This is a genomic window from Novipirellula caenicola, from assembly GCF_039545035.1.
GTDB classification, from domain to species: domain Bacteria; phylum Planctomycetota; class Planctomycetia; order Pirellulales; family Pirellulaceae; genus Novipirellula; species Novipirellula caenicola.
Genome location: NZ_BAABRO010000006.1, coordinates 281,411 through 295,053, shown reverse-complemented (window position 1 = coordinate 295,053; position 13,643 = coordinate 281,411). Strand labels below are relative to the sequence as shown.

Annotated in this window: 9 protein-coding genes; 3 read left to right on the top strand and 6 right to left on the bottom strand. The window is 55.4% G+C overall.

Going from position 1 to position 13,643, the window contains the following annotated elements; translation table 11 throughout:
• Positions 1-456 precede the first annotated feature (456 nt).
• A complete protein-coding gene (locus tag ABEA92_RS14955) occupies positions 457-1,680 on the top strand; it encodes an agmatine deiminase family protein (RefSeq protein ID WP_345684643.1) in 1,224 nt (407 codons plus the stop codon).
• A 406-nt stretch (positions 1,681-2,086) separates the two neighbouring features.
• Here the strand turns inward: ABEA92_RS14955 and ABEA92_RS14950 are convergent, their stop codons facing one another.
• Together ABEA92_RS14950 and tsaB are read right to left on the bottom strand one after the other, a co-directional pair.
• On the bottom strand, positions 2,087-5,908 hold the full coding sequence (locus ABEA92_RS14950) for a PQQ-dependent sugar dehydrogenase (RefSeq protein ID WP_345684642.1): 3,822 nt from the start codon (positions 5,906-5,908) through the stop codon (positions 2,087-2,089).
• A 335-nt stretch (positions 5,909-6,243) separates the two neighbouring features.
• Positions 6,244-6,996 (bottom strand): tRNA (adenosine(37)-N6)-threonylcarbamoyltransferase complex dimerization subunit type 1 TsaB, encoded by a 753-nt coding sequence (tsaB, locus tag ABEA92_RS14945; protein ID WP_345684641.1) that lies wholly within the window; start codon positions 6,994-6,996, stop codon positions 6,244-6,246.
• Between the two features lie 371 nt (positions 6,997-7,367).
• Here tsaB and ABEA92_RS14940 point away from each other — a divergent pair, with 371 nt between their 5' ends.
• Positions 7,368-8,126 carry a metallophosphoesterase family protein gene (locus ABEA92_RS14940; protein ID WP_345684640.1) on the top strand — a complete coding sequence of 253 codons (759 nt, stop codon included), beginning with the start codon at positions 7,368-7,370 and terminating at the stop codon, positions 8,124-8,126.
• Positions 8,127-8,225: 99 nt separating this feature from the next.
• The gene (locus ABEA92_RS14935; protein ID WP_345684639.1) at positions 8,226-8,984 is read left to right on the top strand and encodes a metallophosphoesterase family protein; all 759 of its coding nucleotides are present in this window, start codon (positions 8,226-8,228) and stop codon (positions 8,982-8,984) included.
• Here the strand turns inward: ABEA92_RS14935 and ABEA92_RS14930 are convergent.
• The 4 genes from ABEA92_RS14930 to ABEA92_RS14915 form a co-directional block, all read right to left on the bottom strand.
• A complete protein-coding gene (locus tag ABEA92_RS14930) occupies positions 8,981-10,357 on the bottom strand; it encodes a M14 family metallopeptidase (RefSeq protein WP_345684638.1) in 1,377 nt (458 codons plus the stop codon). The genes ABEA92_RS14935 and ABEA92_RS14930 overlap by 4 nt on opposite strands.
• Positions 10,358-10,744: 387 nt before the next feature.
• Entirely contained in the window at positions 10,745-11,020 is a 276-nt protein-coding gene (locus ABEA92_RS14925; RefSeq protein WP_345684637.1) for a hypothetical protein, read from the bottom strand.
• Positions 11,021-11,169: 149 nt separating this feature from the next.
• On the bottom strand, positions 11,170-11,877 hold the full coding sequence (locus ABEA92_RS14920) for a response regulator transcription factor (RefSeq protein WP_345684636.1): 708 nt from the start codon (positions 11,875-11,877) through the stop codon (positions 11,170-11,172).
• Between the two features lie 40 nt (positions 11,878-11,917).
• A complete protein-coding gene (locus tag ABEA92_RS14915; RefSeq protein ID WP_345684635.1) occupies positions 11,918-13,606 on the bottom strand; it encodes a sensor histidine kinase in 1,689 nt (562 codons plus the stop codon).
• Positions 13,607-13,643: the final 37 nt, after the last annotated feature.

Sequence of the window (13,643 nt, the reverse complement as noted above, 5' to 3'; positions counted from 1 at the left end):
CTCGCTCGAGCTGATTTTCTTGCTGCTGCTGAGCGATTTCACGGATTTTAGATGCCGCCGATGGCCTTTCCCTCCAAACCGTTCGTTAGGCAGGAAGTGATCGCAGCACCAACAATAGTGGCCGCTTCTCTTTTTGCGTCGTTTCGATTTGCGTTTCTTTGCCATCCGAAGCATTACCGTCGCGGATTGGAGCCCGGGCGGGTTCATTTCGGCATTTCTTTATGATCGCCCGATAGCCGTGTGGTGGTTGGCAATTACAATTCGAAATCGGAACGTTGCCAAGCCGACCCCCATCGAGCACCGAGGTGTCGGCGAAACCTTTGGGGTGTAGAGCGAACCGGCAGCTCGGATCGGCCCTCCGCGGCGACGGTCCGAATCCAAAAAAGCGGCAAGATCTCGACCGGGGCAATTGCCGCGGTGGCAATGAGACAGGTACTTAGACGAGCACTGAGATTTATGGTCAAGTCATTGTTTCGGTTTGCGGCTACGGTCGTGGTCGCCATGGGAATTGCGGTTGCAGACCAGCCAGTGTTGGCCCAGCATTTCTCTCCCACATTGCTTGCCCAAATGGCGGTGGAAGCTGGCAAGGCCAACCAGAACCGCCCCTTTCCGAGACTCGCTGGTGAGTTTGAATCTCAACGTGCTCTGGTGCTTAGCGTCAGCGATTGGCAATCGCATCATGCGGCGACGCTACAACAAATTGTCGAGTGCACTGCAGGTCACACCAATTTGTTGATCCTTTGCAATGATCCGCAGCAGCTTGTCGATGCCGTCGATTGGATTGGCGACGGACGCGTCCCCACCGATCACGTTTACTTTTGCGAAATCGACTTGGACACGATTTGGATGCGCGACTTTGGTCCGTTATTGGCCGAAGGGGAACAAGGAACCGAAGCGATCGATTTCTATTACGAGGGCTCTCGTCCCAAGGATGATGCATTGCCGTCGGTATGGGCTGAGCGTACCGGGTCAAAGTTGGTTCCGGTGCCATGGACGATTCAAGGTGGCAATCTGCTCAGCAATGGCCGCCGTATCGCATTAACGACCCATCGCATTTTCGAAGACAATCGGATCCGCTTTCCTAAACCGTGGCCCGGCCTCGATCCCGAAGTGGAACGCCGCAAAATGGTGATTGAAGAGTTCAGCAAACACTGCAACCTTACCGAGTTAGTGGTGCTGGAACCTTTGCAACACGAAGCAACGGGGCATGTCGATATGTTCGCGACGTTTTTGGCACCGGATCAAGTCGTGGTCGCTCGAGTGGACCCGCGATTGGATCCGATCAATGCGGCAATCCTTGAACGCAACACCGCCCGTTTGCAACGCGTGCGAGTGGGCGGGAAACCGATCCAAGTGTTCCGCATCGACATCCCACCTCGAAACGGAACGTCATGGAGTGCGTACACGAACGTGATCCTTGCCAACGATTTGGTAATGATTCCCACATTCGACAGCGATCCACCCGAGATGGTTGCCGCCGCACGAGCCACCTACGCTTCGTTGTTGCCGAAACACGCAATCAAAACGGTCGACATGAGCAGCTTGAAAGAGTTGCAGGGCGAACTGCACTGTTTGTCGATGAACTTGCCCGCGTTTGCCCCGATCCCGGACAACGTCATCGACTTTGCCAAAGCGGACGACTATCGGCAACGCGTCCGCGGGTTGCAGCAGCAGCAGTAAAGATCGGAACACGCCTATTAAGGCTACGGGTCTTTCACAACCCGACGCGTAAGTTTTGAAGTTGCGCTATTGTCGTTTTCCCCAGGACATCACAACCCGACGCGTCAGCGAGGGACCGAGAAAATATGGAGATTCGATCCCTCGCTGACGCGTTTTGAAGTAAACGGCCGGGCCGTTGGCCCTTCCCTTTATTGTTTTTCTTGGTCCCAGCCCGTTGGCTTGGGCTAGGTAAACGTCCGGGGCTTTGCCCCCAAAATACAAACGCGCAACATCAAAACTGACGCGTCGGGTTGGGATTTGCCGGAACAAACGAAAAAATCGCCGAAAGCTAGCTTTCGGCGATTTTTTAAGTGGGCCGAAACTCTTGGCGAGTTTTCGCTACGTCTAGAAGTGTCGACGCAATCTGTTAGCGAAGATTGTCTTCTTTGCTGGCGACTTCGAGCTCGGGGATCACTCCCATGTAACTCATCAAGTCCCCGATCTCTTTCAGACTTAAATCGTCCAGCAATCCGCTTGGCATGATGCTGCTGGTGCTTGGCAGAATCTGATCAACTTGCGATTCTTCGACACTCGAGATGCGATTGTTGCTGTCACGCACCAACAATGTCCCATCGCTTTGTGTGGTCACCAAACCGACAAGGATCTTGCCGTCCAACGTCAGCACCTTCTTGCTGGCGTATTGATCGCTGACGATATGAGCGGGATACAGGATCGATTCCAAGATCTCTCGCTTGGTGAACCGCCGAGCGACCGAGGTCAGATCGGGACCGATCGCTTTGCCGGTGCTGCCTTGGCGATGACATTGATCACATCGGCTCTTAACGAACACTTCGCGGCCATGCGACGAATCGCCATAGCTGCCGGTATCGCTTTCCAGATAGGTCAACAGTTGATCGAGATCCCAGCGAGAATCGTCCGCGTTGGGCAGAACGGCCTCGGGGCGATCAGGATAGGTTTTGGCGAACCATTTTTGCCAAGGTGCCATCGACATCTTCGCTCCTTCGGGTCGCTGCATCCCGGTCCAGTGCTCAAGCAATTGCTCGACCGCTTCGAACCCTTGTCCGTTTTCTTGTGCACGAACTCCTAGCAAGATTAATTGACGAAGCGCCATGGGATCGTCGGTCGCAATGGCAACCGATTTGAGTGCCGAGAGGACTTCGCCGGAGGTTTGATCGTCCAAGATATTCAAACTGCGAACCAGGTAGTCCCAGTTTTCGCCGTCGGGATCTTGGGCCAGCGCCATCGCAACGATGCTGCGTCGATCCGGTTCGCTCCGCCAAACCGACCGTAGGTAATCACCCGCACTTTGATCGCTACATGTTGCTAACATCGCGGTGATCCCGGTTCGCAACCGTCGTTCGACGTCACCGTGCTGGGGTTCTTGCACCAATTTGCGGTCAAGTTCGATCAAGGTGTTCGCGGTATCTTTGTCGATTGGACGAGGCAATTTGTAGATAGCGGCCAACGCAGCGTTCCGCCAAACACTGCCCTGTTCCAAAATCGCCGCGACGTCTTCATCGGAAAGCGATTGCGCGAAATCCTTGGTGACATTCGCCAGATACATCGACAGCGATCCGGCGGTCGCCTGGCCCGCAGCATTCTCGTAATACTTCAAAATTCGGAAGCGTTGCTCGGCATCCCAATCCTTTGCCAAGAATTGCAGACACATCGCTACCAACGATCGGTCCTCGGTCGGTGCATCGGATTCGATGAACGCCAACGCGCGGTCGGCAACCTGCTCGGCTCCCAAGTAGCTGGCCAAACGAATCAGCGAGTGATTCATCCGGTTATCGCCAGCAGGGAATTCTTCGGCGATTTGGTCGCGAAACGCGGTGACCTTTGCCGGGGGTACTATGCCACGGTGCAGGGCAACTTCAGCGACACGCAGTGCATCCGCAAAGTCGGCGTCACTTAAAAATCCGGTCATCATTTCGCTAATCCGTGCCAACACTTCGATCGCATTGGCCTCGGTGGGGTCGGCGTTCATCAACGCCAACATGCCTAGCACCGAAATTCGGGTGTCGTCATTTGTCAGCACTTCCTCGCGCCACATGCCCAAATGCATTTGTTCGAGGACACGACGAGCGGTGAACGCCAACGTGCGATCTTCGGACGACAACAATTCGAAAATAGGATCGACGGTTTCGGGCATCTTGTCGCTACGCAACATTGCCTCGCACACCGCCCGCTGAACGGCGGGATCGGGATCGCTCAGCATCTCGCTAAGCCGTGGACCGGTTTTGGCACTCGGGTGCATTCCCATCACGGCGGCCGCACGTGCTCGTACTGCCTCGTTGGGCGAACGGCTCAGTTCCATGATCAATTCTTCGTTGGGAACCGGGCCAAACAATTCCATCAAATCGAGTGCACGCACGCGGTAATGGGGTGGGTTGTCATCGCTATAGGCGACTCCGGCAACCAATTGTCCCCATTCGCTGCCGAGTTCGCGTTTGATCGAAGCGATTTCTTGACGCGCCCATGCCGAACCGATCTGGGGTTGGCGGACGGCGGCAGCGATCCCGCTGCCGAGATGTTTCATTCGCTCGGGAATTTGGCCTTTGTAGACGACGCGGTACACGCCGCCCGACGTGCCACGGCCGCCGGTGCTGAAGTACAGTCCGCCATCGGGCCCAACGTCCAAATCGGTGACGTTCAGCGGTTGGCCTTTGAGAAACACTTCGCTATCGGCGATAAAGCCCGAACCGCGTTTCTTTAGCCGCACATTCAAAATTCGGCCTTCGGACCAATCCGCCAAAAACAGCGTGTTCTGATAACGGACCGGATACATGTAATGTTCATAGCTGATCGCGCCGGTGGGGCTGCCCCGACCGGTGTCTAGCAAGTTGGGCAATCGATCAACGAAGTGTTCTGGCCATTTCGCCCATCCGGTACGCCAGCCGAATTCAGCGCCTTCGGTCACATCAAACAGCGCGGTTGGACGATACCAAGCCGTACCGATGTCAGCTTCCATATCGGAATCATGAACGAACATGTGACCGGACGAGTGGAAGGCTAGATCGTAAACATTGCGAGTTCCACCGGCGACACGTTCGACGATCGAACCATCAATGTTGGTACGAATGATCGTTCCGCCGGGTGCTTTGACGCCCACGGCATGACCGCTGGGGTCTTCGTAACGCGGCAGAATATCGCCTTCGTAAGCATCATCGTACGTTTCGCCAGGCCCGGTTTTTCCGATCGCATGCGTGTGGCTGCCCAAAGTCACGTAAATCATGCCATCGGGACCAAGTTGCAATCCGTGGGCTCCGTGTTCTCCGGCAGCACCTTTGAATTTGACAATCGCACGGACTTTTTCCAGCGAACCATTGCGGTCCACATCGGTCAATCGATACAGCGCATGCCCGTCGGGGCCATCGCCGGTCACAAAGACTTCGCCGTTCAGTGCCAAGATCCCCTGGCACGATTTGACTTTGTCACAATAGGTTCGCACGAACTCGGGAACCCCGTCTTCATCGCGATCAAAGACAAGCAGCAGAGGTCCGTTTTCTTGCGAGACAATGATATGACCAAACTCGTTGAAGGTCATCGCGATCACCGACCCCACTTGCTCGTCATCCAAGACGCGTTGGACGCCGAAGCCACGTTGAATTTGAAATCGTTCGCGTTGGTCGGTCTGTTCGGCAACCTGCACGTCTTCGTCTTGATCCCATGGCACCGTATCGCCAAGTTCGCCGAACGACGATGCGTTGCCCCACAATCGGTCGTTGTGCAGCACGGTTTCCCAGGTGGCCACTTCATCGCTGCTGGTTCGCCACGATGCATCGCTGCTGAAGGTGTACCATTTATCGGTGCCCTCGGGCAGAACCGACACGCGAGCGGCCAAGGCAGCTTTGTCGCCGTGCGTGTTGACGACACGAATGGCGATGATATTGCGGCCCACTTCTAAGTGGTCGCTGATGTCGTATTCATCGATTTGGCGTGCGGATTGGCCGCTGCCAATTTTGCGTCCGTTGACGTACAAGTCGTATTCGTCATCGGCCGCGATCTCGATCTGTCCCTTCGCAGGAACTTTTAGATTCAGAGGTTTGCGAAACAAGCACGTTTCACCGACCGCGATGGGAGTGTCGATGGTGGTGTTGGCAGCCCAAATCCATTGAGCCTCAGCCGCCGATAGCGTCGCACTCGAGCCGCAGCTGAGTACGACAAACAGGGTCGTTGCAATCCGTAAAAAACAAGATCGCTCGAACGATTTAGAGTAGCCTTCCATGGCAATTCATCATCTCGGGATGGGAAACGGTTGGGTTCAGACTATGAAGGTCGTTTTGGAGATTAGGAAGGATCCTGCGTCGACGCAATAGAGAAAATCGCCCCCCCTATCTGACCAGCCGCACTCGCCGGCCTGGGAGCAAGTCCAGGCCGTTTGTCCGGGACGGTTAGGATGTGGCTGATTCACACGACGAGTCGCGTGTCCATTTTGACGCTTTTTGTGTTCGTCGGATGCGTGAGTGATCATCCACGAAGTCCGACGTCATGCCATAGCCACGGACGTCAGCTTGGAAAGACCGAAGGGATTCCCAGTCGCCACGCGGCGAGTAGCGCGTCTTACTCCTGCGTCTGTGCCTTTTCTTCAGCAGCGCTGGGCCGGAGGTAGCGGGGCACCAAGGCCATCGGGTCGGTAAAGATCGACTGCTTCGCGGCTCGCAGTGCGACCAACCCGACGCCAAATGCATCCGGTTGGCAGCGAGTCAACAACGTTCCGCTGAACTTGGCAAACGGTTTGGCATCGCCCGCGACCACTTCTTGCGTGGGTTGTCCCTGCGCTTCGTGGAGCGACGCCAGGATCGTGGTCCACTGTTCGGCACTGACGATTTCGACCGACGATGGCACGGGGGTCCACGCGGCGGGGATCGCGTCGAGCGGTGGCAAGACGTCGCTGCGGTGCAAGTGGCCGGTAAACACCTGGCCTCGATAGGCATCCAAACCGACTCGCAGCGTTTGCAGATTGGGGTTTTCGCAAAACACCACGGCCGCGACCGACGCCAAGGAATCAACGGCCACCAGCGGCAATTTCATGGCGTAACTGAACATCTTTGCTGCCGTGACCCCGATGCGAAGCCCGGTAAAGGAGCCAGGGCCGGCGGCGACCGAAATAAAATCGATCGTTTTTTTCTCGCTGCGGCACCATGACAGCAATTCATCGAGACAGGGGCCGATGGCGGCGGCCGTGCGTATTTGCTCACCCATCCGCCCTTGCCGCAACACTTGGTCGCCGCACATCAGCACCGCCGAGCCGGTCCGCCCCGTGGTTTCGATAGCCAATTGAATCGGCAATTCACGAGAAATTCCAGCTGTCATGGGTTGTGATACGTTCGTGAACCGAGTGAGATTGCGATTTTGGGCTAACGGCAAGCCAAAGATGGACGAAATGGCGTCCCGCTTCCGAGCCTATGATCCCCACAATGTAGCCGATTCGGTAAACTTGATAATGCCGGACCGAACGGCCCTGCGGGTTTGGAAATTTTGCGAGAAGCGAAATTGATGGGATTGCCCAAAAAAAACGCATTAAACTACACTTCGGCCTTGGCCTTCGCATCCAAATTGTTGCACAAAGGGGCGAATGTGAGAGGAAGGGTGATCGGATCTCCGCGACGAGACCTTGGATCACTGAATTTCCGTGCACGTAAACGTCTTTCCGATTCCATTGCTTTCCACCACCGAGTCATTTAGTGAAACGCGCGCTGATCAGTGACATTCACGGAAATCTTGAAGCACTGAACGCAGTGTTGGCTGATATCAAGACGATTCCTGTCGACGAGATTTACTGTCTTGGCGACATCATTGGCTACGGCCCCAATCCGTGCGAATGTCTCGATTTGGTCATGAAGAGCTGTCATTCGACCATCCTTGGCAACCACGATCAGGCAGCGTTATTTGACCCCGAGGGGTTCAACCCGATGGCGCTTCAGGCGATCTATTGGACGCGTGACCAATTGGACAACGGGCCGGGTTCCGCCCAACAGATCAATACACGATGGGATTTTTTGGGTGAATTGCCGCGGCAAATCGATGAAGGCGAATTTCGTTTCGTCCATGGATCGCCCCGCGACCCCACCAACGAATATGTCTTTCCCGAAGACATTTTCAACCAACGCAAAATGGAGATGCTGTTCGCAAAAATCGAACATGTCTGCTTTATGGGACACACCCATTTGCCAGGCATCTTCACCACCGAGTGCGAGTTCGTTTCGCCCGAGGAATGCGAGTACGTTTACCACATCGGCACCAACAAAGCGCTGATCAACGTGGGCAGCGTCGGCCAACCGCGTGACGAGGACAACCGAGCGTGTTATGCGATCCTCGATAGCGAGGCGAAAACAGTGACCTACCGGCGAGTTGATTACGATCGTGACGTCACGGCGAACAAGATCTATGCGATTCCCGATTTGTCTGACGCATTGGGTGATCGGCTGAAGCACGGGCGATAGAAAGCCTTCTAGGTGACGCGAAATCGGTTTTAGGGTTAAGATGACGATTATGCTTAGCTGGCCAGACCGTTTCTTTCGTTTTCAACTCGAGTTTTTAAATTGACCCGGACCGCCATTCTTAGTGACATCCACGGTAACCTTGCCGCTTTGCGAGCGGTCCTTGCCGATGTTCAATCCCTCAATGTGGATCGCATCGTGTGTCTCGGCGACGTCGTGGGTTATGGTCCTCAACCCTGTGCATGCTTGGACCAAGCGATCGAGTTCGATTTTTGTGTGCTGGGCAACCACGACAGCAGTGCGTTGTTCGACCCCGAGGGGTTCAATGTCGCCGCCGAACAGGCAATCTTTTGGACCCGTGCTCAACTGGAATGCGGCCGCGACGGGCCCGAAGCAAGCCGACGGCGAATGGAATTCCTGTGCAAACTGCCTCGCACCGTCCGCGAAGGGGGCGTGTTGTTTGTGCACGGGTCGCCTCGCAGCCCCACCAACGAGTACGTCTTTCCCGAGGACACTCAGAACGGCAAGAAAATGGAAAAGCTATTTTCCATGATCCCGCACCTCTGTTTCCAAGGGCACACTCACGTGCCGGGCATTTTTACCCCTGACATGCGGTTCATCCGGCCAATGGAATTGGCCGGCGGCTATTCGGTCACCGACAAATCCCAACGTTTGATGATCAACGTCGGTAGTGTAGGCCAACCGCGTGACGGCGATCCGCGAAGCTGCTACGTGCTGTACGACGAACAAGCGGTTGAATTTCGCCGTGTCGAATACGACATCGAAGAAACGGTCAAAGAGATTGAAGCGGAACCCGAGCTAGATAATTTTCTGGGCTACCGGTTACGCGAAGGCCGTTAGAACGAGCGATCACGCTCGCGATAACTGAGCAGCGTTCGCATCATTTCCTCGGCGCTGATTTGCGACAAACGGGCGATCTCATCACGATCGGTATTGTCACCAAACTCGTAAGTGACCGCGGCGACATTGAGCACCCGATCGACCCAGGCTTTCGAGGTCGTTCGTTTGGAATTGTGTGTTTTGTCGAGATTCACCTCATACGAGGGCAATCGTTGATCGAATCGATTCAACCAGGTTGCGGTGAAATTCTTAGGAAACGCATCATCAACGTCTTCGGTCAAATAAAACACGTCTTCGTACGTCGAATGAAAATCGAGCACAAGGTACAGCGATTCGCGACCACGCGTTTTCAGATCCAACAGCTCTTGCCGCAACACGCGGGTTTCCGGCTGTCGGAACAGTCCCCAATCACGGTTCAAATCGACACTGTTGGCGTTGCATCGCCATCGCCCTAACTCCACTCCGTCGGGATTTGCATTGGGCACGACGACTACGTGGAACGAGCGGCGAAACTGCTCCGTCAACTCGCTGTCCGCTGCGATCGACTCGGCAAACCGCATCAACCCAATCGCACCGGTGGTTTCCGGTGGATGCAGCCGTCCCATGATAAAGACGTAACCGGGCGATTCCGCTTGCGGATCGCCGATGACCAATTTGGAAATCGGTCGCCCCTGAACGCTGGTTCCACACACTGAGCGGGTGACGTGTGGAAGCATCGCCAATTCGTCGGTCCATCGCTCGGTGTCTGCGTTGGAAATCAACTCTTGCGCCGAGACCCACAACACGTCGGGGCCCACATCCATCTGCAACACCACCTCGCATCCACTGGGATGCACCGACGACACAAGGTGTTGCCCATCACGCCACACGACCCCATCGTTACTGATTCGCGGCGTGTATCGATGCGTGCCCCCTTGATAACTCAGGTGCACCTTAATGCTTTTCGGTGTATGCGAACGAATCCGGAACGCATACCATGCGCTATTGTTGATCGGTTTGCGTTCGGGACGCACCACCAATTGGAATCGAGTGGGTGTAATTTCAAAACACTCGTTCAAACGTCCTCCACAAAAATCACTATCGATTTGGACCGATTGATCCAGCGATTCAAAGGTGGTGGTCGCCAATGAAGATCCAAGCGGATGCACCGAACTAATCGCAGCGGTTCCTTTTGAAACGCTCGCACGCAGCGAGGATTCCGGCACAGACGCATTGCGTGTACTGCCGGCCGCCGAAGTCGATGTGGGTGCGATCTCGACGCCCGAGACCAATGCGTCGTTGACGAGCAGAAAGAGAAAAGCGGACACGCAACCCAGTCGAGTCGCCAATAGACCGGTAACCTTCAAGCGGCAAAAACCAATTGGACCGGGCATAGCAAACTCTCCAGAGGGTGGTTCCTTATACTTTAAACTCTTTCAGATCAATTGTGGCTTGGGATCGAGAACTCGAAGCCATAAAGGCAAAAGACGATATTAACATCATTTTCTGCGACTTTATTCGGGTTGTAACGGTCTTACGTCGCCGTAACCGCAGAAATAGCGAGTGTCATATGCCATATTCTAGTATAATTAGCTCAATCCTACTGGAATTATCTCGCCTGGACGCCAATCGTTTCCTACTGGTTCGGCTATAGGATGGTTGTCCACACCCGTATCTTCAATTACGTGAGCAACGCGGGGACCTCGTAGCTTCGCTCACCGTCTTTGCTACTGGCAGCCGATCGACGCCAATTCGGTAACCGGCCATGCCAAGCGAATGCATCAACCCAATGCACCCGTGTCCGCATTTTGAAATGCGGAAGCGGTTTTCAATTGGTCAACTTGGTGGCGCTGATCGATTGTGATGAAAACTTGAGACGACGGACCAGCGGCGTCGGTGGGGATTATTTTTGGCAAAAAGATCGGATACCGCAGGATGATTGAGCGTTCTTCATTTTCCTGCCCCTCCCATATTCCTGCCCGCCGCGATGGCGGCGCTGACGAAGCACGGTGGAAGTAAGTGACGAAAGAACAGCGGCGTTGTATCGCCGATGGCATCGTTGGTTCTTTAGTTGGGCAGGAAAATGTGTGGGGCAGGAAGATCGGATACCGCAGGATGGTCGAGCGTTCTTTGGTTTCCTGCTCCGGTGATGAGTTCGCTTTCGTTGCGTCGATTGGAGAGGGCTAAGTCGCGTTGGAACGTGCATTTAGGGCTCGAACCGATAGCCGACGCCGTAGACGGTTTGGATGATTTGCGGCTGTTTCGGGTCGGCTTCGATTCGCTTTCGCAATTGGCTGATGGTTTGGTCGAGCGTTCTTGTATTGAGCGGATGAGTTTCTTGCCAAGCGATGCGAAAGAGCTCGTCGCGGTCCACCACTTCGCCTGGCTTGCTGGCGAGCAACTGCAAGATCCGCAGCTCACGGAGCGTCAATTCGATCGTCGCGTTGCCTCGCGTCGCACGCATCTTCTTTGGCATGACGTGCAGTGCCCCCATCTGAAAATCATTCTCGGGAAGTGACACGGCTGTGGCAGCCAGCTCGAATCCTGGGACACTTCGCCGGGCAATCGCCCGGATTCGAGCCACCACTTCTTTGGCGCCAAATGGTTTGGCGATGTAGTCATCGGCGCCTAACTCGAGTCCGACGACCTTGTCGATCTCTTCGGCCTTGGCGGTGATAAACAAGATCGGCATGGCCGGATCGAGGCTGCGGAAATGACGACAAAGGTCATACCCACTTAGCCCCGGCATCATCACGTCCAAACAGGCGAATTGCGGCCGGTCGCGATCGAACAAACATTTTGCCTGGTGCCCATCGGCGGCTTCGGCGACCGAGTGCCCTTCGGTTCGCAAGATTTCAGCAAGCGCGGCACGAGTATGAGGATCATCTTCGGCAATCAAGATTTTCAGTTGCATCGGCTTGCTAATAGTAGTGCATTGGGTGGCTAAGGAACGATCATGTCCCGCTGCGATCGCAGCGACGTGCATCGACCGCGACTCGCAATTCAAATTGGGTTCCGACGTCGACATTTTCGATCGTTAATCGCCCTGCGTGTCGCTGAGCGGCAAGCTTGGCGATCGCCAACCCAATCCCCGTTCCGCTGGGTGCATGAATCGAATCATCCAAGCGAAAGAAGGGACGAAAGATTTTGCGATGATAACGCCGCGGGATCCCTGGGCCTCGATCCGTGACCGTGACCACCAACTCGTTTCCCTCGATCGATGAGGCCACGCGAACGTACTTTCCCGAAGCAGCATATTTTTCGACGTTGCTGAGCAGATTGACCAGCACCATTTCAATGATATCAGGATCCACACAAAGCGGCCCTGCAGCATCGGCATCCCGCTGGACCTCGATTCCCAACGTATCGAAACGCGGTGCAAACTGGGCCAACGTTTGGTCGATTAGTTTGTCGACATCGGTAGGCTTGCGAGACGGAGCACGAACATTGCGTTCGTCACGCACCATTTCCAAGACCCCCGAAACCAATCGTCCCAACCGCCGACTCTCGCTGTCGATCACCCGCAATCGTCGCCCGATCGTTTCTCGAGTGTCCCCCTCAGGCAAGTTCTCTAAGTCGGATTCGGCCAGTTCGGCGTACAAGCGGATATTGGTCAACGGCGTCCGCAACTCGTGTGACACCTGACCAGCAAAGCTGACGCGACTGCGGGCGACATGCATTTGACGCTGGACACTGGTCATCACGTACGCCCCCAACGCCAACAACATGACCGCCAACCCTGAGATCGACAGCATCGTTGCGAGGGAACCAGACTCAGGAAGCAAGGGAGACGCGTTGTTGTATTGAAGTTGCCAACTCGACAAGGGTGGCGAAAGCGGCACGACCGCGATCGGATCATCGGCGGTTTCAAGATCGCTGCCCCAGCGGTAGACGATTTGGCCCGCTTCGTCGACCAGCGAAGTACAACTGATTGAATCGGCTTGCGTCGCGGACGTTTTCGTCACGGCAGGGTTGGCGATCGCAACCGACTTGGCGTCTGGCAGCGCCGCAATTAGTTCGGAAACCCAACGGGCACGTTCCAACAACACGCCAATCGAATCGCCGTTGCTTTTCAATAGCCACAGAATCAATTGGCTGCCCTCATCCATGTACCAGACCTGCCACCGCACCGTCGTGGCCGCAGGCTTGGCGGCGGATTTGCCGCCAGACTTTGACTGCGGCGGTTGCGATCGCGTTGGTTGCAGTTTGGTCGAGACATCGCCGCTGGGACGATCCAGTTCACTGATTTCGAGCCCCGGGTTACTCGCGATGATTGCCGGCAACGCCGCATAAATGGCAATCGCCTCGGGATCCTCAGCAACTGGTTTGGGCGGATAAACAATCACGCCTTTTGCATTGGCAAAAAAACATTGGCGAACGACCGGATCGTGTCGCGTGATTTGTTCAAACCTGCTGATCGGATTGCCGGGGCGATCCAGCGCCGCGCTGATCCGCCGCGCGTGTCCGGCGAGGACTTCGGATAGCGATTGATCGATTTCAAGCAAGCGAGATTGTAGCACGGTGTGCAATTGCTGCTGAGCGGTTTCGCGTTGACGGCGAAGTAGTGACGAGGTTCCCCACCCCAGCAGCACCAGCGGCGCGGCGATCAACGCGATCAATGCGATCAGAAGCCGGTGCGTCATGAGCAATCGGGCAAGAGAGAAACGACAGGTAGCGGAC

What these genes read in the sequence shown, in the direction of transcription:
- ABEA92_RS14930 (WP_345684638.1), bottom strand. Translation starts at nt 10,357, where the DNA reads ATGCCCGGTCCAATTGGTTTTTGCCGCTTGAAGGTTACCGGTCTATTG.
- ABEA92_RS14955 (WP_345684643.1), top strand. Translation starts at nt 457, where the DNA reads ATGGTCAAGTCATTGTTTCGGTTTGCGGCTACGGTCGTGGTCGCCATG.
- ABEA92_RS14925 (WP_345684637.1), bottom strand. Translation starts at nt 11,020, where the DNA reads ATGCCATCGGCGATACAACGCCGCTGTTCTTTCGTCACTTACTTCCAC.
- ABEA92_RS14920 (WP_345684636.1), bottom strand. Translation starts at nt 11,877, where the DNA reads ATGCAACTGAAAATCTTGATTGCCGAAGATGATCCTCATACTCGTGCC.
- tsaB (WP_345684641.1), bottom strand. Translation starts at nt 6,996, where the DNA reads ATGACAGCTGGAATTTCTCGTGAATTGCCGATTCAATTGGCTATCGAA.
- ABEA92_RS14950 (WP_345684642.1), bottom strand. Translation starts at nt 5,908, where the DNA reads ATGGAAGGCTACTCTAAATCGTTCGAGCGATCTTGTTTTTTACGGATT.
- ABEA92_RS14915 (WP_345684635.1), bottom strand. Translation starts at nt 13,606, where the DNA reads ATGACGCACCGGCTTCTGATCGCATTGATCGCGTTGATCGCCGCGCCG.